At 70.7% G+C, this 18979-nt stretch carries 18 protein-coding genes; 7 read left to right on the forward strand and 11 right to left on the reverse strand.

Annotated elements, in window-relative coordinates; all coding sequences use genetic code 11:
• Window positions 1-82: 82 nt before the first annotated feature.
• From ACIRQH_RS11825 to ACIRQH_RS11865, 9 genes are all read right to left on the reverse strand, one after another.
• A complete protein-coding gene (locus tag ACIRQH_RS11825; protein WP_404225453.1) occupies window positions 83-553 on the reverse strand; it encodes an STAS domain-containing protein in 471 nt (156 codons plus the stop codon).
• Window positions 550-1635 carry a B12-binding domain-containing protein gene (locus tag ACIRQH_RS11830; protein WP_404225455.1) on the reverse strand — a complete coding sequence of 362 codons (1086 nt, stop codon included), beginning with the start codon at window positions 1633-1635 and terminating at the stop codon, window positions 550-552. The genes ACIRQH_RS11825 and ACIRQH_RS11830 overlap by 4 nt, the downstream gene beginning before the upstream one ends.
• Window positions 1632-3254: a PP2C family protein-serine/threonine phosphatase gene (locus ACIRQH_RS11835; protein ID WP_388932610.1), complete on the reverse strand. Its 1623-nt coding sequence runs from the start codon at window positions 3252-3254 to the stop codon at window positions 1632-1634. Before ACIRQH_RS11835 ends, ACIRQH_RS11830 begins: the two co-directional genes overlap by 4 nt.
• Before the next feature lie 390 nt (window positions 3255-3644).
• A complete protein-coding gene (locus ACIRQH_RS11840) occupies window positions 3645-4121 on the reverse strand; it encodes a DUF6210 family protein (protein WP_388873127.1) in 477 nt (158 codons plus the stop codon).
• Between the two features lie 83 nt (window positions 4122-4204).
• The gene (locus ACIRQH_RS11845; RefSeq protein ID WP_388873124.1) at window positions 4205-5113 is read right to left on the reverse strand and encodes a Gfo/Idh/MocA family protein; all 909 of its coding nucleotides are present in this window, start codon (window positions 5111-5113) and stop codon (window positions 4205-4207) included.
• Window positions 5114-5147: 34 nt separating this feature from the next.
• Window positions 5148-6362 carry an ROK family protein gene (locus ACIRQH_RS11850; protein ID WP_404225458.1) on the reverse strand — a complete coding sequence of 405 codons (1215 nt, stop codon included), beginning with the start codon at window positions 6360-6362 and terminating at the stop codon, window positions 5148-5150.
• Between the two features lie 3 nt (window positions 6363-6365).
• Window positions 6366-7232: a carbohydrate ABC transporter permease gene (locus tag ACIRQH_RS11855; protein WP_388873604.1), complete on the reverse strand. Its 867-nt coding sequence runs from the start codon at window positions 7230-7232 to the stop codon at window positions 6366-6368.
• A 14-nt stretch (window positions 7233-7246) separates the two neighbouring features.
• A complete protein-coding gene (locus tag ACIRQH_RS11860; protein WP_388873118.1) occupies window positions 7247-8266 on the reverse strand; it encodes a carbohydrate ABC transporter permease in 1020 nt (339 codons plus the stop codon).
• Between the two features lie 31 nt (window positions 8267-8297).
• A complete protein-coding gene (locus tag ACIRQH_RS11865) occupies window positions 8298-9701 on the reverse strand; it encodes an extracellular solute-binding protein (protein WP_358816177.1) in 1404 nt (467 codons plus the stop codon).
• Between the two features lie 125 nt (window positions 9702-9826).
• Between ACIRQH_RS11865 and ACIRQH_RS11870 the strand changes: the two genes are divergently transcribed.
• The 4 genes from ACIRQH_RS11870 to ACIRQH_RS11885 are packed head-to-tail and all read left to right on the forward strand — an operon-like array spanning window position 9827 to window position 14988.
• On the forward strand, window positions 9827-10873 hold the full coding sequence (locus tag ACIRQH_RS11870; protein WP_388932617.1) for a zinc-binding alcohol dehydrogenase: 1047 nt from the start codon (window positions 9827-9829) through the stop codon (window positions 10871-10873).
• Window positions 10874-10886: 13 nt separating this feature from the next.
• Window positions 10887-11687, forward strand: a complete 801-nt coding sequence (locus tag ACIRQH_RS11875) for a sugar phosphate isomerase/epimerase family protein (RefSeq protein ID WP_358816179.1) — start codon at window positions 10887-10889, stop codon at window positions 11685-11687.
• Window positions 11684-13048, forward strand: coding sequence for an MGH1-like glycoside hydrolase domain-containing protein (locus ACIRQH_RS11880; protein WP_404225461.1), 1365 nt, complete (start codon window positions 11684-11686; stop codon window positions 13046-13048). Before ACIRQH_RS11875 ends, ACIRQH_RS11880 begins: the two co-directional genes overlap by 4 nt.
• Entirely contained in the window at window positions 13045-14988 is a 1944-nt protein-coding gene (locus ACIRQH_RS11885) for a glycogen debranching N-terminal domain-containing protein (RefSeq protein WP_388873111.1), read from the forward strand. The genes ACIRQH_RS11880 and ACIRQH_RS11885 overlap by 4 nt, the downstream gene beginning before the upstream one ends.
• A gap of 26 nt (window positions 14989-15014) precedes the next feature.
• On the opposite strand, the gene ppk2 is transcribed toward ACIRQH_RS11885, so the two are convergent.
• On the reverse strand, window positions 15015-15968 hold the full coding sequence (gene ppk2, locus ACIRQH_RS11890) for a polyphosphate kinase 2 (protein ID WP_404225464.1): 954 nt from the start codon (window positions 15966-15968) through the stop codon (window positions 15015-15017).
• 250 nt (window positions 15969-16218) lie between these two features.
• Between ppk2 and ACIRQH_RS11895 the strand changes: the two genes are divergently transcribed.
• Entirely contained in the window at window positions 16219-16425 is a 207-nt protein-coding gene (locus tag ACIRQH_RS11895) for a hypothetical protein (protein WP_388873105.1), read from the forward strand.
• A 69-nt stretch (window positions 16426-16494) separates the two neighbouring features.
• On the opposite strand, the gene ACIRQH_RS11900 is transcribed toward ACIRQH_RS11895, so the two are convergent.
• The gene (locus ACIRQH_RS11900) at window positions 16495-17436 is read right to left on the reverse strand and encodes a LysR family transcriptional regulator (protein ID WP_404225466.1); all 942 of its coding nucleotides are present in this window, start codon (window positions 17434-17436) and stop codon (window positions 16495-16497) included.
• A gap of 70 nt (window positions 17437-17506) precedes the next feature.
• Here ACIRQH_RS11900 and ACIRQH_RS11905 point away from each other — a divergent pair, with 70 nt between their 5' ends.
• Together ACIRQH_RS11905 and ACIRQH_RS11910 are read left to right on the forward strand one after the other, a co-directional pair.
• Window positions 17507-18394, forward strand: a complete 888-nt coding sequence (locus ACIRQH_RS11905) for an SDR family NAD(P)-dependent oxidoreductase (protein WP_388873100.1) — start codon at window positions 17507-17509, stop codon at window positions 18392-18394.
• A 272-nt stretch (window positions 18395-18666) separates the two neighbouring features.
• Window positions 18667-18957, forward strand: coding sequence for a DUF3303 family protein (locus tag ACIRQH_RS11910; RefSeq protein ID WP_388873097.1), 291 nt, complete (start codon window positions 18667-18669; stop codon window positions 18955-18957).
• Window positions 18958-18979 lie beyond the last annotated feature (22 nt).

Raw genomic sequence — 18979 nt, forward strand, 5'->3', positions numbered from 1 at the left:
CGGCACACCCCATGGAGACCGCTGTGACTTCGGGTCACCTGCGTCTCCGGCTCGCCCGGCCGCCCCCCTCCGCGTCCCGGGGTCAGCCGCTTATGTCCGGTCCTGCCGCGCGCGAACCATGGCCTGTGGACTCGGCAGACGGGCCGTCCTCCTGTGTCGGGCGATATTCCGCGTACGGGGACTCGGACAGAGCCCCGGCCTCGGCTGCTCGGCGGGGGACGAGGTGCTCCAGGGTTCCCGTGATGTCCAGCATCCGTTCGAGGGCAGCGGGCCGGCTCACCAGGCTGAGGGTGACGTCGGCCGCGCTCGTACGGCGGTGCAGCATGAGCAGCATGGCCAGGCCCGTGGAGTCGATGCCGCTCATGCCGGCACAGTCCACGTGCAGGACGCGCAGGCCGGGGCTGTCGGCGAGCTGCCCGGTGGCGACGGTCAGGAAGTGGTCGGCGCTGTCGTAGTCGAGAAACCCGTGCAGCTCCAGACACACTTCGTCGCCGGACTCACTCGCGGTGGTCAGGCGCAGGTAGGTGGGATCGAACGGGACGGGCGGCGTCATTCGGCGTTCCTGGAGTCGGAGGCGATCACGGACCTTGCACCGGTGAGACGGCCGGCGGCCTGGGTGAGCATGAGGGTGGCACGCGGAAAGTCCCTGAGCTGCTCGCCCAGGATGGCCAGTGCCGGAGTGAGGGAACGGGCGGGAACGCTGCGGGCGGTCAGGATTCCGGCCGTCCAGGTGAGGAAGCCCGTGAAGAGTTCCACGTCGTCGATGTAGAGAGCGGTGGCGAGGAAGTCCACGATGTGCGCGATGTCCTCGGCGGTGTGCGCACGCTGCGCGGCGGTGTACTCGCGCATGGCGGGGAAGCGCTCTTCGAGCGTGCTCATGACGGCGCGCACCAGCGGGGCGCGTGTGCGCGTGACCATCGTGTATTCCTGGTCGGCAAGGTGCGGCAGGTCGTCGATGGGCTGGTGCGCGGGAGCGGGGCGCCGCAGAGGGCTGTGGTTCAGTCGGTCGGCGGCGTCGCGCGCGTCGGCCGCCCAGGCGTCGGCGCCGAGGAGCGCGGCGTACTGGCCGTGGCTGCCGAAGGCCGCCCCGCCGACCAGGACGGGAGTGCCGGTGGCCTGGACCGCGGTGATCGTCGCGTGCGCGGTGGGCAGGCGGGTGGCGATCGAGCTCGACAACGCGACGAGGTCGGGGCCGGTCTGGTGGACGTGGGAGATGAGGTGGCCGGTCGGAACCTGGGCGCCGAGGTAGTCGACCCGCCAGCCGCGCAGCCTGAGCACCTCGGCGAGGAGGCGGGCGGGCAGCCCGTGCCATTCGCCGTCCACGCACGAGACCGTGACGCGGCCCCGGGGAGGCGCGGCGCGGTCGGCGCAGTGGTACGACAGGGCCGCGATCGCACGGTCGTTGATCGCGGTGGCGGCGTGCTCCTGGGCGACGGTGAGGCGGTTGGCGGCCCACTCCTCACCCACCTTGCGCTGGACGGGGGCGATCAGCTCCAGGAGCAGGCACTCCGCGGTCGTCCCCCGGTCGAGCGCGGCGAAGACCGTGTCCGTGGCGGCGTGCTCGTCGCCGGTACTGATCGCCTCCCAGAGCTGCTGTCTCCAGTGCTCCGGGGAGATGGTGGCGGTAAGGGTCATGAGGTGAACCTGCCCCGAGTACGCCCGCCCACCGCGCTGAGATGCCGGGAACGCGGAGCGGCGATGACCATGACGGCCATGTCGTCGTGTCCGTCGGATCCCACCCACTGCGCCGCGAGCATCTGCACGTGCTCCACGATCGCCTCGGCCGGCATCCCCGCGCACAGGGCCAGGGACTCCCGCAACCGGGCCTCGCCGAACATCTCGTCGCCGAGCGGGCCGCCTCGGGCCTCCGTGATGCCGTCGGTGAACAGCACGCAGAACTCGCCCGGTGCCAGGGTCCTGTGCGTGGTCGTGGCGCGGGCCTCGGGGAGCGCGCCGACGAGCGTGCCGCGGCGGGTGCCCTCCTCGACGGTGCCGTCGGCGCGCACGATCAGGGCCGCCGGGTGTCCGGCGTTGGTCAGCCGCAGCTGTACGGAGCCCGCGTCACGCACGGCGGAGACCATGACGAGGGTGGCGAAGCGGGTGCTGTGGGAGTTGAGAAGCGCTCCGTTGAGGAGGTCGATCATCCGCTGGTGGTCGTCGGCCATCGGCAGGAGGGCGTGCAGCGTGTTGCGGATCTTGCCGGTGAGGACGGCGGCTTCGAGGCCCTTCCCGCACACGTCGCCGAGTACCGCGAAGGACGCTTCGCCCTCGGTGGTGGCGGGGTGGACGTCGTAGAAGTCGCCGCCGATCCGTTCGTGGTCCTTCGACGGGCGGTAGCCGCCGGCGAAGTCCACCCCCGAGATCTGGTGCAGGTCCGGCGGGAGCAGATCTCGCATCAGGGTCTGGGAGAGCGAGGCCTGCTCCGCGTAGAGACGGGCCGCGGACATGGCCGCGCCGGCACGGGCGGCGAAGAGGCGGGCGAAGACCTCCTCCTGCTCGGTGAAGGCGGCCTCCTCGCTGCGGCGCAGCAGGATGAGCGCGCCGGCGGGCACGCCATGGCCGGGCAGCGGTGTGACGACGATCGAGCCGACCGGTCCGAACGTCTCGGGGACGAGCCATTCCGGGGCGGATGCGGGATCGATCCAGCGCGAGGGCACCGGCGGGAAGCCCTGCAGAGCCTCCGCGAGACCAGGAACGTCCTCGGCGTTCACGTCCCGCAGGGAGCGCTCCGGCTGTTCGTACCCCGTGCAGGTGACGACGGGCAGACGGTTTCCGCTGCGCGGCGCGACGACGAGCGCCGCGTCCGCGAGATGCCCGGCCGCCAGTTGGGCGGTGACGTCCATGCAGCGCTGCAGATTCAACGACGAGAGCAGGGTGTTGGAGGCCTCGGTGAGGAACGCGGTCCTGTCGCGCTCCGTCTCCAGGGCCTCACGGGCCAGCTGGTGGTCCGTGTCGTCCGTCAGCCACCAGGCGACGCTGCCGTCGTCCTGCACCGAGGGGTGGGCCTCGAACATCCGCTCGGCCACCGAACCCGACGTCACGGTGCTCTCACCCTGGCCGTCCGCCGTCTGGCGGGTGTGCGCCTCCGCGAGCCAGGCCGGGACGCTCGCCCCCAGGCGTGCGCCCGGGACGATCCCCGGGAAGAGCCCCTCGGCTCGCGGGTTGGTGTGGCGCACCGTCCCGGCGGGATCCGCGATCACGACCGGGTAGGGGACGGACGACCATGACATGAGTGCCGTAGCGTGCGCGCTCATGCCGTGTTCCTGCTGGGTTGAAGTCACAAAGACGAAGGCCCGCTGTGCGAACCCCTCACCTCTTCCGGTCGAAGAATTGTTGCCGCGTGGCAACCATCCTCCACCGGTTGCTTCCCTGGCAACCCGCCGTCCCTCGAATGCCCTGCCGGACAGGTGTTTCGCCGCTCTGGGGCTCTGGCGCACACGTCCGTCCGGTCGCGGCCCGCAAGGCGAAGACCTGCCCCGAACGGACAAGCGGGCAGGTCAGCGCCCTGGCGCCGCGTCAACGGGTGCCGGAGGGCAGCACTGCATCCCGACCCCGAGGCGACAAGTGAAGAACCTGCGGAGACGGTGAAGGGTTTCGTGGAGGCGCGCCATCGGGCGGATGCGCGTGTGTGCGGAGGTCGCGATCTAGTCGGAGTTCTGCCAGACGAGGCGGCCCGGTCCGTCCGGAGTCAGGACGGGGACCCAGGCTTCGTCGGTCTCGGCGAGCCGGGACTCGTCGAGGACCAGAGGAGTGGCCTGCACGTCGTCCTGGTTGGCCGACCCCCAGATGTGCAGGTCGGCGACCTCCTGGCGCAGCCGGTCGAGTAGAGTCCGCGGCCAGTCGAGCCGTCTCGATCCCCAGCCTTTGAGCGCGCCGACGAACAGGTCGTTCAGGCCGGCGTCCGCGCCGGGGACGTAGAAGGGCAGCAGGTACCCTTCCTGCTCGTAGGGGATGCAGCCGTATCCGCCGCCCTGGGTCTGGTAGATGACGCCGGTCGGTGCCGCCACCACGACGAACATCCAGCCGGAGCCGGTCTCGTCGATGTCGAGGAAGACGCGTCTCTTGCCGTCGGCCCCCGCGGCCTCGCCCTTCGTGTGTGCAGCTCCACCCGTAACGGTCATGGGCGGCAGGGTCGCACGACTGGCCGTCCACCGCACGCGAGTTGATCCGGCACCACGTTCGGCGTGTTCGCGGGAGGTGGGTCCTAGGCCGCGTCGGTCCTGTTCCGGTGTGCCTCGTTCAGCAGTGTCTGCAGGTAGAGGCCTCGCTGGGCGTCGAGTTCGGACGCGATGCCCGTGCGTACCGCGGTGGCGAACTCCCTGCGCAGGACGGGCCACGCCTCTTCGTGGTCGATCGTGGCGGTGTCGTAGACCAAAGGTGCTGCGGCGCCGAAGAGTTCGACGCGGGTGATGGCGCGCGGCACCTGGACCGAACCGGAGAGGGTGGCCTGGCTGACGGCGCCGTTGGCGTGTTCGACGGTGAGCTCGGTCCAGCGGCGTGCGTCGCCTGTGCTGCGTATGCCCGTGATGGGCGCGATCGCGGTGTCCAGGAGATCGAGCAGATGAGGGCCGAGGTCGAGGAGGGCACCGTGCTCCAGACGCCATCCGGTGGCGAACTCCCCGCCGAGGAAGGCGCCGTGGAGATAGCAGGACCGCGCCCCGAGGACGTCGAGTGACCGTGCCTGCTGGAGGAAGTCGCGGGTGGCGGGGTGGTAGCGCTTGGTGAGGACGAGCTGGGAGACGACACCCGCTTCGGCGACGGCGTCCGCCACACGGCGGGCCGCCGACAGGTCGGGGCCGAGCGGTTTCTCGAGGAGAAGGGCTTTCCCCCGCTTCGCCGCCAGGGGGGCGAGCTCCGCCTGTACGGCGGGGGGCACCGCGAACGCCACGGCCTCGCAGTGGTCGAGGAGTTCCTCGAAGTCGGTGGCGACGTGGGCGCCGTAGGGGGTGGCGGTCTCCCGTGCCGCCTCCGGGCGGCGGGCCCAGACGGCGCTGAGCCGTGTCTCCGGTCCGGCGGCGAGCACGCGCGCGTGCATGGCCCGGGCCCAGGGGCCGGCTCCCACGAGCCCGACCTCGACGGGGGCGTGCGTCCAGGCGGCGAGGTCAGTGGTCACGTTCGTTCTTTCCTTCGGTCGGTGCGGCGGGGCGTCACAGGGTGAGGCGGGCGAGGCGCGTGTCGGCACGGGTGGCGGAGTAGAGGATCTCGACGACCATCGAAGCCGCGCCGATGAGGCCCGCGTGATCGCCCAGCCGGGAGGTGACGACCTGGAGGTTGGCGGTCGTGCGGGGCATGGCGCGCTGGTAGAGGAGTTCGCGTACTCCGGTCATGAAGGGGACGCCGGAGAGGTCACCGGCGAGCATGAGGACTCCCGGATTGAGGAGGGCGACGACGGTCACCAGGACCTCGCCGGCCCGGCGTCCCGCGTCCCGGGCCAGCCGGATCGCGTCGGGCTGCCCCTCGGCGAGAAGGCGCCGGACGTCCGAGCCGGAGGTGGGCTGGAGGCCGAGCTCGGTGAGGTCGCGGGCGAGCGCGCGGCCGCTGGCGACGGCCGCCAGGCAGCCGTAGGAACCGCACATGCACAGCGCATCGGGCCGGTCGTGCAGACGGATGTGGCCGATGTCGCCGGCGCCGCCGTCGATCCCCCGGAAGACCTGGTTGCCGATGACGACACCGGCGCCGATGCCGGTGGACGCCTTGATGAGGACGAAGGCGGAGCAGTCCTGGTGGTTGGCCTGGTGCTCGGCGAGCGCCATGAGGTTGGCGTCGTTGTCGACGAAGACGGGGACGGGCCCGTCCTCCGCGCTGACGCCGACGTGCTGGGCGTAGGCCTTCTGGAGCCGCTCGCGAATGGGGTACTGGTCCCAGCCCGGCATGATCGGCGGCTCGACCACCCGGCCGGTCTCCCAGTCGACCGGGCCGGGGACGGACAGTCCGATCCCGCAGATGTGGGTCGCTTCGGTACCGGCGGCGGCGATCAGGTCGGGGAACCACGAGGACAACTGGTCCAGCACCTCGTCGGGTCCGTCGGTGATGTCCAGCGGCCCGGTGTGTTCGGCGAGGATCGTGCCCGCGAGGTCCAGGACGGCGGCGCGGGCGTGCCGGGTCTCCAGGTCCACGGCGATGACCGAGGCGTGCGTGGGGTCGAAGACGATCTGGTGGGAGGGACGGCCGCCGGTGGAGGTGCCGGTGCTGTGCCGCAGCCAGCCCGCGCGGTTGAGCAGGTCGAGGCGTTGACCGATGGTGGAGCGGGACAGGCCGGTGGCGCGCTGCAGGTCGGCGCGGGTGTTGGCGTGGCCGCCGCGGATGAGCTGCAGCAACTCGCCCGCGCTGACCTGGTTCGGCGTCATCGTGAAGTCCCCCATGACTCAGCTCTTGTCGGCGCCGCTGGTGAGGCCTTCGGTGAGCAGGCGCTCGGCGGCGAAGAACAGAAGTACCACGGGAATGGTCAACACCACTGAACCGGCCATGAGTACGGTCTTGGGCACTTCGATTCCGTTGGACAGCTGGGCCAGTCCGAGGGAGACGGTCCACTGGTCGGGAGCGGCGGCGAGGAACAGCAGGGCGAAGAGGAACTCGTTCCAGGCGATCATGAAGACGTACAGCCCGGTCGCCATCAGCGAGGGCAGCGCGAGCGGCAGGATCACCTTGCGGACGGTCTGGAGCCGGCTGCAGCCGTCCAGGGCGGCCGCTTCCTCGATGGAGTAGGGGATGGTGACGAGGTAGTTCTTCAGCATGTAGATGGACACGGGCACGGTCTGCGCGACGTAGACGATGGCCAGGCCGATGAGGCTCGAGGACAGTCCCAGCTTGGCGAAGACGACGAAGAGCGGAACGGCCAGCAGTGTGGACGGGAAGAGGTAGACGGCCAGGAAGAGGGCGCTCACCTGCCGGTGGCCGAAGAACTTCAGGCGGCTGACGGCGTAGGCGCCGGGTACCGCGGCGAGCAGGGTGAGGACGACCGTGGCCAGGGACACGAGCGCGGAGTTGAGCAGGAACTTCAGGAAGCCCTGGCCTCCGTCGTCGGTGGACTTGAGCACGTCGTGGTAGGTCGACAGCGTGAAGTCCTTGGCGGGGACCCACAGGGAGCCGGGGTCGAGCAGCAGGGCGTCGATGGGCTTCACCGACAGCATCAGCATGTAGTAGAAGGGCAGCACGGTGATCACCACGAGGAACGCGATGACGAACCAGCGCAGGACGCCGAAGAACTTCTCCTCGAACTGGGCCCTGGTCAGGGTGGCCTTGGGGGTCACGATTCCTCCTGGACCTTGTTGCCGAAGAACTTGAAGTAGAAGCCGAGCAGGATCACCAGGGCGGCGGCCAGGACGAGTGCCTGGGCGGCCGCGGCTCCCACGTCGTAGCGGGCGGTGAGGAAGTCGTAGACGCGGACGCCCGCGACGTCCGTGCCCGCGCCGCCGCCGGTCAGCAGGTAGACGTCGTCGAACTTGTTGAAGGTGAGGATGAACCGCAGGACGCAGAGCAGGGCTATGACGGGCATCAACTGCGGCAGCAGGACGTGGCGGAAGCGTTGCGTGGGTGTGGCTCCGTCGACCTTGGCCGCCTCTTCGAGGCTGTCGGGGATCGCCTGGAGGCGGGCGAGGATGAACAGGAACGCGAAGGGGAAGTAGCGCCAGCACTCGAAGGCGATGACGGTCAGCAGGGCGAGCGGGATGTCGAAGTGGACGCCCAGCAGGTGGACTTCGTAGGAACGCGTGGACAGGAAGGCGATGGGGTCGTCCCAGCCGAACAGGCGTCGGCCCCAGTCGTTGACGATGCCGTACTGCGGGCTGAGCGCGACCTCCCAGACGAACGCCACGGCGACGACGGGGGCGCAGTAGGGCAGCAGCATCGCGGCGCGCAGGAGTCCACGTCCGCGGAAGGGTGTGCGCAGAGCCAGGGCGGCGATCAGCCCGAGCAGGATGGAGCCGAACGTGGCGCCGACGGTGTAGATGAGCGTGGTCGTCAGGCTCGACCAGAATCCCGCGGAGTCGAAGACCTGGGTGAAGTTGCCCAGGGTCCAGTTGCCGAAGAGGCCCATGCCCTGGATGTCGACCAACTTGGCGTGCTGGAAGGCCAGGAGGATGGTCCACAGGATGGGCAGGACGACCACGACGAGGACCACGAGGAAGGTGGGCGAGACGAACGCGAGGCCGGCCCGGTTGGTGCGGCGGCTCGCGGTCATCGGGCGGCGTCGGGGCGCAGGGGGCTGCGGCGCCGGCCGGGTGTCGGGGTTCCGGCGCTGCTTTGCGTCGGAGGGGGCTGTAGTCATGGGGAGACCTTCGTTACGTGCAGGCGGGCGGCTACTGAAGGGACTTCTTGAGGGCGGCGACTTCGTCGTCGGCCTCGCGGGCCGCCTGGCTGGGCGAGGTCTGTCCGCCGGTCATCTCGCCGATGGCCTTGGGTACGGGCAGTTCGCCGTTGGTGGCGCCGACGAGGGCTCCTTCGCCCTGGGAGATTCCCCAGCGGCGCATATTGCTGACCCCGGCGGCGAGTTGGTTGAGCAGGGCCGCGGGGTAGACCTGGTCGAACGGCTTGCGGGTGTCGACACCGATGTCACTGTGGCGCCAGGCGTCGATGTAGCGGTTCGGTTCCGCGGCGGTGCCGTGCCGGACGGGGATCTTGCCTTCGGGCGACATGCCGAACCAGGACTCGTAGCCGGAGCCCATCATGTACTCGATGAACTCGCGGGAGGCGGCGGTCTCCGCGGTCTTGGTGGTGACCCAGGAGGTGACCTCGCCGAACTGGGCGGCCTCTGCGGCGTCGGGCCCCTTCAGCGCGGTGACGATACCGCTGTTGCGGGCGAGGTACCCGGAGTCGTTCTTGCACGGGGAACAGCTCGGCAGGGCGTCCTTGCGGAGTCCGGCCAGCTCGTCGAGCAGGAAGGAGGACCAGATGACCATGGAGGAGCGTCCGGCGAAGTAGGTGGCGCGGGTGGAGTCGACGGTCTGGGTGCCGGGGGCTCCGTAGGCGCGGGCCAGCCGGTCGTAGGTGGCGAAGGCCTTCTCGCACCGGGGTGAGGCGAGGGCGATCTCGTGCTGGTCGTCGACGAGTTGGCAGTCGTTGGCCAGGGCGACGCTCTCGAAGCTCTGGGACGTGAACACGTCGGAGGGGTCGGTGGCCGCGGACATGCCGTCGTGGCCCTTGCCGGTGAGGGCCTTGGCGGCCTTCAGGGTGCGGTCGTACGTGGTGGGCGCGGGCAGGTGTTTCCCGTCGAACTGGTCCTTGCGGTAGACCATTAGCTGGAGCCAGGCGTCGGACGGGACGCCGAGGCGCGTGGCGCCGTCGGAGGTCAGATCCAGGGCGTTGGTGTTGAACGTCTTCTGCCCGAGCTCGCTGACGATCTTCTGCGGGATGTCGGTGTTCAGCAGGCCGTTTGTGTACATCTGCCAGACCTGACCCATGGGGGCCGCACCGATGACGTCGGGCAGTTTGCCCGAGGCAGCGGCCGCCATGATGAGCTGGGGCATCTGGCCCTCGTCCACGCCGACGAGATGGACCTTGATCCCGGTCCGTTTCTCGAACCCGTCGACGATCTTCTGCGTCGCGGCGACGCGGTCGGGCAGGTTCTCCTGGGACCAGACCGTGATCTCCCGGTCCGGTGCGCCGGGCCCGGTGCTGCCGGAACAGCCGGTGAGCAGCCCGAGCCCCAGGGTTGACGTGACGCCGACCGCGGTCACCTTCGACCGCAGGTGCTTGCTGAGCATTGCGTGTCCTCGTTCCACTTACGTCTACTGAGCACGCATCTCAGCATTAGTTTTGCTTGTTGACAAGACATAAGTTCGGGTTATTGTCATCTCAACCCGCCACCCGCAACCTTCCGGAGTCATCCGTGGAACGCGTCGTTCAGTTCACCGGCCCACGTCAGGTGGAGGTGGTCGAGCAGCACCGCGCCGACCTGCCGCCCGGACACCTGAGAGTCCGCACCCGCTACTCGGGCATCTCCGCCGGCACCGAGCTCACCGCCTACCGCGGCACCAACCCCTACCTGACCCGCACCTGGGACGCCGAGGCCCGCCTGTTCCGCGACGGAGCGGCCGGCATCGAATACCCGGTGGCAGGCTGGGGCTACTCGGAGGTCGGCGAGGTCGTCGAGGTCTCACCCGAACTCACCGGCACGCCCGGTCTGCCGCGCCCCGGCGACCTCGTGTGGGGCATCTGGGGACACCGCAGTGAAGGCATCGTCCCCGTCGAGCGCATGATCGGCCACACGCTCCCGGCCGGACTGGACACGCTGGCCGGAGCCTTCGCCCGGGTGGGCGCCATCGCCTACAACGCCGTCCTGGCAGGCGACATCCACCTCGGCGAGGACGTCGCCGTCTTCGGACAGGGCGTCATCGGCCTGCTCGCCACGCGCCTCGCCCAGCTCAACGGCGCCCGCGTCACCGCGGTCGACGCCCTCGACGGGCGCCTGGAGACCGCGAAGGCCTACGGCGCGCAGCACACACTCAACGCCCGCACCGACAACGTCGCGGAGCGCATCCGTGAAGCCACCGCAGGCGCCGGCGCCGACCTCGCCATCGAGATCAGCGGCGTCTACCCCGCCCTGCACGAGGCGCTGCGCTCGGTCACCGTCGGCGGCCGCGTCGTCGCCTCCGGCTTCTACCAGGGCGACGGCATCGGACTGCGCCTCGGCGACGAGTTCCACCACAACCGCGTGCAGCTCATCTGCTCCCAGATCGGCGGCGTCCCCCCGCAGTTGGCGGGACGCTGGAGTGTCGAACGCCTCCAGCAGACCTTCCTCCGGCTCGTCGCCGAGGATCAGATCGACGTCGCCTCCCTGGTCAGCCACGTCATCCCGGCCGCCGACGCAGCCGACGCCTACGTCCTGCTCGACGAGCGTCCTGCCGAGGCGCTGCAGGTCGTCCTGGAATTCTGAAAGGCCCTTCTCCATGCTCAAGACCGCCGCCCAGGAACAGCTCCTGCCCGGAGACACCCTGCAGGCCAAATGGGAGTTCGCCCAGCAGGCCGGCTACGACGCCGTCGAACTGCGCGCCAAGGGCGACTTCCACTTCGCCTCCCGCCTCGACGAACTGAAGCGGGCCCGCAAGGACGGGGTGGTCATGCCGACGGTGTGTGTCGACATGCTCCACTTCTTCGGAGCCTTCGACGAGGACGTGCGCCGCGACGCCATCGCCCAGATGAAGTCCCAGCTCACCGTGATCGCCGAGATCGGTGGCATCGGCGCGCAGACCCCCGCCTCCTACGGCATGTTCTCCCGCCGGCTCCCTCCCTTCGAACCGCCGCGCACCGAGGAGCAGGACCGAGAGGTACTCCTGACCGGGCTGACCGAGCTGGGAGAACACGCCCGCAAGGAAGGCGTCACCCTCTTCCTGGAACCGCTCAACCGGTACGAGGACCACATGGTCAACCGACTGGAACAGGCCGCCGACCTGATCCGCGCGACCGGTCTCGACTCCGTGAGGATCGGCATCGACAGCTACCACATGAACATCGAGGAAGCGGACCCCGCGGCCGCGATCCTCGCTCACGCCGAGTGGATCGGACACGCCCAGGTCTCCGACTCCAACCGCTTCCAGCCCGGCGCCGGCCACCTCGACTGGCCTGCCTGGCTCGGCGCCCTGCACACCATCGGATACGAGGGCTACCTCGCCGCCGAATGCCGCCTCACCGGCGACCCCGTCGAGGCCGTCCGCTCCGTTCCCGCCTTCCTCCAGAGGTCCGGCGCATGAACACCCTGCTGGACCGGCCCGCGCCCGCCGCTGCCGCAGCCCTGACCCTGCGGCGCGGCGCGGCGCGGGTCCTCCTCGACAACTGGACCGGCAGCTCCACCGTCCCCTCCCGCACCCTCTACCCCCACCAGTGGAGCTGGGACTCCGCCTTCATCGCGATCGGGCTGCGCCACCTGTCGGCGCGCCGGGCCCAGCAGGAACTGGAGTCCCTGCTCGCCGCGCAGTGGGCCGACGGCCGCGTTCCGCACATCGTCTTCAACGACGCCGTGCCCGCCGACGCGTACTTCCCCAGCCCCGACTTCTGGCGCTCCTCCCGTGCCGGAGGCGCCGCCGGAGCCCCCGCCCACCGGGAGACCTCCGGCATCGTCCAGCCGCCAGTCCACGCCCTGGCGGCGTGGCTCGTGCACTGCGCGGATCCCGCCGAATCCCGGCGCCGCGGCTTCCTCGCCCGGGTCCACCCCCGCCTCGTCGCCTGGCACGACTACCTGCTCACCCGCCGCGACCTCGGCGGCGACGGACTGGTGTCCGTGGTCCACCCCTGGGAGCCGGGGATGGACAACAGCCCCGCCTGGGACCGGGCCCTCGGCCGCGTCGAACCCACGGCACCCGACACCTTCCGGCGCGCCGACCTCGACCACGGCCAGCCGGCGGACCGCCCCACCGACCTCGACTACGGCCGCTACGTGAGGCTGGCCACCGACTACCGCGACGCCGGATACGACGACCGTGCCGCCGACCACCGCTTCGCCGTCGAGGACCCGGCCTTCAACGCACTCCTCGTCGTCAGCGAACTCGCCCTCGCCGAGACCGCCCGCGAACTGGGCCTGCCCGACGCTCCGCACAGGGAACGGGCGGACCGTCTCACCCGGCGTCTCGTCGACCGGCTGTGGGACGACACCACGGGCATCTTCCGGGTCCGCGACCTCGCCGACAGGAGCCTGGTCGCCGAGCGGAGCATCACCGGGCTCGTCCCGCTGATCATTCCCGGGCTGCCACCCGAGATCGTCCGGCGACTGAGCCTGGCGCTCCACGGCCCGCACTTCAGCTCGCCGGCCACCCGCCTGATCCCCAGCTACGACCTCATCGGCCACGCCTTCGCCCCGCACCGCTACTGGCGCGGTCCGGCCTGGTTCAACACCGCCTGGCTGATCGAGCGGGGACTGCGCACCCAGGGACTCCACGGCGACGCCGCACGGCTGCGCCAGGGATTCCTCGCGGACGCCGGACGCACCGGATTCGCCGAGTACCTCGACCCTCTCAGCGGCGAGGCCCGCGGTGCGCGCCACTTCTCGTGGACCGCCGCCCTCACCCTCGACCTCCTGTGCGCCGACGACGCCGACCCCAAGGAGCCCCGTCCGTGACCACGGCCGGCCACCACGTACAGCTCGTACGCGACGCCACCTTCGCCCACCTCGACGCCGACGGCGGCATCAACGCGACCCGCGGTACCCTGCCCGACGGCCTGTTCCTGCGCGACGCCCGCCACCTCAGCCGCTGGCAGCTCACCGTCGACGGCAGCGCCCCCGGCATCCTGGTGCCGGCGGAGACCCAGGACGACGACACGGCCGCGTGCGTCCTCACCCCTCCCGGCACGCGGGACCAGCCGGCCGCGTACACCGTCTTCCGTCAACAGAGCGTTTCCGCAGGCGTGTTCACCGAACACGTACGGCTGGTCAGCAACCGCCCCGAAGCGGTGACGGCGGTCCTGGAACTCGTCGTGGACGCCGACTTCGCCGACCTGTTCGAGCTGCGTGCCGACGACCGGCGGTACCCGAAGCCGGACGCCGAACGCCACTCCGCCGCCACCGACACGGGAGTGCTGTTCACCTACCGGCGAGCGGAGTGGCAGTCACACACCACGCTCACCTGCCGTCCCGCACCGGACGCCACGGAAGCCGCGGAGGGCGAGGGCCGGTCCACCGCCAAGGTCCTGCGCTGGAACCTGCCCCTCGAACCGCACGGGCAGGCAGAACTGCACCTGACCGTGCGCGCCCATCCCCACGGAATGCCACCCCAACCACCCGCGGCGCCACGGCACTCGACCCCCTCCGCGTCCCGGTTCGAGGCCGACGCGGCGACCGACGAGCTGTCCCGCACATGCGAGCGTGGCCTCGCCGACCTCGACCTGCTGACCATCTCCGCCACCGGCGTGGACGGCGAAACGGTCCACGTCCCGGCGGCAGGCATTCCCTGGTTCCTCACCCTCTTCGGCCGCGACTCCCTGCTGACCTCGTACTTCCTGCTGCCGTACCGCCCGGAGACCGCCGCCGCCACCCTCAGCGCCCTCGCCGCCACACAGGGCCGCCACCATGACGCCTTCAGCGGCGAGCAGCCCGGCCGCATCGTCCACGAGACGCGCCACGGAGAACTCGCCCACTTCCGCCAGGTCCCCTACGGCCGCTACTACGGAGCGGTGGACGCCACCCCGCTCTTCCTCGTCCTCCTGCACGCCCACTACGAGGCGACAGGCGACGCCTCCCTCGCCCGCCGGCTGGAGAATCACGCCCGCCGGGCGGTTGAGTGGATGCACACCGACGGCGGCCTGGACACCCACGGATACCTGGTCTACCAGCCGGATCCCGGTGGCCTGGTCAACCAGAACTGGAAAGACTCCGAGGGCGCCATCTGCTTCGCCGACGGCACCCAGGCAGCGGGCCCCGTCGCCGTCTCAGAGGCCCAGGGCTACGCCTACGACGCGCTGCTGCGAACGGCCCGACTCGCCCGCGACGTATGGCAGGACGAGCCTCTCGCGGAGCGCCTCGGCAAGACCGCCGCCGAGCTGCGCGACCGCTTCCACACGGACTTCTGGATGCCCGAGGCGGACTTCCCGGCACTCGCGCTCGACGGCGACGGCCGCCAGGCCGACGCACTGGCGTCGGACGCCGGCCACCTCCTGTGGTCAGGCATCCTCGACACGTCGCACGCCCACCGCGTAGGCCGACGCCTGCTGGAACCCGACTTCTTCTCCGGCTGGGCGATCCGCACCCTCGCCGCGGACCAGAAGCCGTACCACCCGCTCTCCTACCACCGCGGCAGTGCCTGGCCCCACGACAACGCCGTGATCGCCCTGGGCCTCGCACGCTACGGACTGGCCCGCGAACTCGACACCGTGACCGAAGGTCTCGTGACCGCGGCCGCCCACCACGGCCACCGCCTCCCCGAAGTCATCGCCGGCTACGACCGCACCACCACCCCGCGCCCCGTCCCCTACCCCCACAGCTGCTCCCCTCAGGCCTGGGCGGCGGCGACACCGTTGGCACTGAGGACGGCGCGGGAACGGGTGCGGTCGGCCGGCGCGTGAGCCGTCGCCCCCGCGGCCGGTGCGCGTCAGCCGGTCGCGGGGTGTTGTCCCGGTCCGTCGGCGTGACGGGCCAGGGGTGTGGGGGAGAGCGTGGTGTCCTCCTCGCCGGGTTCGAGGAGGGTGTCGGCCGGGCCGATGACGAGCGGGTCCGGCGTTCCGACCGCCTCGGTGTCCTTGTTGGTGTAGTCGATGCGGGCGAGGAGGCTGCGCATGGACTCGAGACGGGCGCGGCGCTTGTCGTTGCTCTTCACGACGGTCCAGGGAGCGTGCTCGGTGTCCGTGGCGCGGAACATCTCGATCTTCGCGAGGGTGTAGTCGTCCCAGCGATCCAGCGAGTCGAGGTCGGTGGGGGAGAGTTTCCACTGCCGTACGGGGTCCACCTGACGGATGGCGAAGCGCGTGCGCTGCTCGGCGCGGGAGACGGAGAACCAGAACTTCACCAGGACGATGCCGTCCTCGACGAGCATCGCCTCGAAGGCGGGACACTGCCTGAGGAAAAGGTCGTACTGGTCGTCCGTGCAGTAACCCATGACGCGTTCGACCCCGGCGCGGTTGTACCAGGAGCGGTCGAAGAAGACGAGTTCGCCCGGTGCCGGCAGATGCGTGGCATAGCGCTGGAAGTACCACTGGCCGGCTTCTCGTTCGGTGGGCTTGTCCAGGGCGACGATGCGTGCGCTGCGCGGGTTGAGCCGTTCCGTGAAGCGCTGGATCGTTCCCCCTTTCCCCGCCGCGTCCCGCCCCTCGCAAACGACGATCACCCGAGCGCCGGTGTCCCTCGCCCAGCGCTGCAGTTTGAGCAGCTCGATCTGCAGGATCCGCTTCTGCCGCTCGTATTCCTTGCGCCGGACCTTGCGGTCGTAGGGATGGTTCTCCTGCCACGTCGCGATCGGCCGGCCGGCCTCGTCCAGAAGGACGGGCTGCTCGGGGCTGCTCTCGTCGACCGTCAGTCCGTCCAGCAGCGATCTCTGAGCCTCGTCCATCGCTCACCTCTCGGCCCGGCCGTACGTAGTCCGTGCGGATCCGCGTCCAGTGCGTGCTCTGTGTGGTTCCCAGCAAGCAGCACGTCAGTCCTCCGCGCGCAGCCGGTGACCGGAACGGGAAGCCCTCCTGTCGACGTGTCGCCCGGTTCGGCCCGGCAGCAGGTGCGTCGTGGGTAGTGCCGGCGCTTGTGGGAACCCGACCTGGGGACGGGCGGAGTCGCCGCGCCGCCCACTCGGAGGGAGTGCAGTGATGGATGTACGCGAGACCCAAGGCCAGGGGACGGGCGTCTGCAGGGCTTGCGGGAGCAGGCCGGCGATCCCGTCCACGAGCGGTCCGATGCTGTGCGAGCACTGCGCGAAGGTGCTGGAGATCCCGGACAGCGCCGGACTGGTCGTGGACGACGGTGCCGGGGTGCGGCGGGAGTTCGAGAACCGGGGCAGGCGGCAAGATCACTGACGGGCGGCCCTCGGGCCACGCCGTCCCGGTCCTGACCGGCCGCTCACGGGCGCAGGCCGCGTGACGCCGTCATGAGGGCGGCGACGACGGCGCGGGAAGGTCGGCCTCCAGGGCCGCCGCGCGCAGGGCGGCTGCCACCCGGGTGACCGAGTCGGTCGGCGGGTGGGGGAGACGGGCCAGGAACAGGCGCCGCGTTTCCTGGGGCCCTCCGCGCACGGGGAGGACGCGGACTCCCGGGGGTGCGGCGGAGGCGAGGGTGGCCGGCACGGTCGTCAGGCCGAAGCCGGCGGCCACGAGGTGGAGTTTGGCGAGCCAGTCGCGGGCGGTGTGGGCGATGTCGGGCCGCTCGTCCAGGCCGGGCCATACGCCGAGGAGCCGGTCCTCTCCCGAGGAGGTGCCGGCGATCCAGCGCCGGCCGCGCAGGTCGGCGACGTCGACGGAGTCGCCCCGGGCGAGCGGGTGCGTGGCGGGCACCGCCAGACGCAGCGGGCGCTCGGTGAGCGTCTGCACCGCGAGGGGTGGCGACTCGGTGTCCGGCGGCCGGAACGGTGGGGCGGAGGCGAGCAGGGCGAGATCCAGGCTGCCGGCCCGCACGGCGCGTACGAGCGAGGGCGTGGTGCCTTCCCGGCCGACCACGTGCAGCCCGGGGTCCGAGCGGCGCAGCGCGGTCAACGCCAGGGGCAGCAGGACGGCGCCGGCGCTGGGGAGCCAGCCCAGGCGGACCGTCCCCGCCTGCTCGGGCAGGCCGGACAGTTCCCTCGCGGTCGCCTCGATCTCGTCGAGCACGACCGTCGCGCGCCGCATGACGATACGACCGGCGGCCGTGAGCCGGACGCCGTCACGCCGCCGCTCCAGCAGTTCGGCGTCGGCGGCCCGTTCGATCGCGGCGATCTGGCGGGACACGGCCGACTGGGTGTAGCCCAGCGAGGCGGCGGCCGAGGTGAAGGTTCCCTGCTCGGCCACCGCGCGGAAGACCCGCAGCGCGGTGAGTGACACATCCGTGAAGTCCATGACGTTCACGCATACTAGACATGCTCAACTCTCGTTGGACTCATGGAGCGCGGGTTTCTAGCGTTGAGGCATGAACGCTTCTCGCATCGCCCTCGTCACGGGTGCCAACCAAGGACTCGGCCGTGCCCTGGTCGAAGGGCTGGCCGCCCGTCTGAACCACGACGACCTGGTCCTGCTCACCGGCCGTGACAGCCGGCGGGTGGCGGACGCCGCCCGCGAGGTCGCCGAGCTTCCCGGTACCCGTGCCCGTGTGGAGGGCCGGGTCCTGGACGTCACGGACACCGTCGCCGTCGCCCGCCTCGCCGAAGACCTCCGGGCCCGCCACGGCGGGGTCGACGTCGTGCTCTCCAACGCGGTCGCCCGCGTACTGCCCGAGGAGTCCCAGGCCGAACGCGCCGACGAGTTCATCGACGTATCCAATACCGCCACGCACGCGATCCTGCGCTCCTTCACTCCCGTCCTGCGGCCGGGCGGCAGGCTGCTCGTGGTGGCCAGCAGCCTGGGAACGCTCGGCCACCTCGACCCGCGGCTGCACCCCCTGTTCGACGGCGCGAGCCTCGACCAGGTCGAGTACGCCGTCGAGTCCTGGCGCGGTGCCGTCCACGCCGGGACCGCCCATGAGGCGGGCTGGCCGGTATGGCTGAACGTGCCCTCGAAGGTGGCCCAGGTCGCGGCCGTCCGAGGTGTCGCGGCCGAGCGCCGGGAGCGTGACCTCGCGGCCGGGATCCTGCTCGCGGCCGTCTGCCCCGGCATGGTCGACACCGCGACCTCGCGCCCCTGGTTCAGTGACTACAGCCAGGCCCGGTCGCCCGCCCAGGCGGCCAAAGCCGTACTCGACCTGGTCCTTGCCGACCAGGTGGATCCCACTCTGTACGGCGAGCTGGTCCGCTTCGGCGAGGTGCTGCCTTGGCACGACGGCGCGCCCCTGGTGGAACAGGACCGCATGGTCAGGCCCTGAACGCCGGCACGCCCGGCACGCCCGGCACGCCCGGCACGCCCGGCACGTCAACGCTTCGCACCGCGTGCGGAGTTGTCCGGGTCGGATGCCGCCGGAGGTTGGCTCTGACGCTCCACACCGGTTCGATTTCGCCTGTCGCGCCTGCCGTGGGCGGGGGTCGCCGCACGGGGGACCCCGGCTGCCGAAGGGGCGCACAAGTGACAAGCGGCATAGCCTGAAAGTGCACGTTGATGTGCCGTCGCGTGCGTCGACCAGGCGAGAAGGTGAGTGCCGTGCGCGTCATGCTCAGGGCGACCATGGACACGGAGAAGACCAACGAACTCATCAGGAGCGGCAAGCTCGCGGAGCTGATGCAGGAGACGATGGAGCACCTCAAGCCGGAGGCGACCTACTTCACCACCATCGACGGCAACCGAGCCTGTTTCATGGTCTTCGACATGCAGGACACCAGCCAAATACCGTTGATCGCCGAGCCGTTCTTCATGAACCTCGGTGCCCGGATCGAACTCGCCCCCGTCATGAACGCCGAGGACCTGCGGAAGGGCCTGTCCCAACTGGGCTGACCGCCCTGCCGACCGGGCGGAC

The sequence above is a fragment of the Streptomyces sp. NPDC102279 genome (genome assembly GCF_044766365.1).
Classification (GTDB): domain Bacteria; phylum Actinomycetota; class Actinomycetes; order Streptomycetales; family Streptomycetaceae; genus Streptomyces.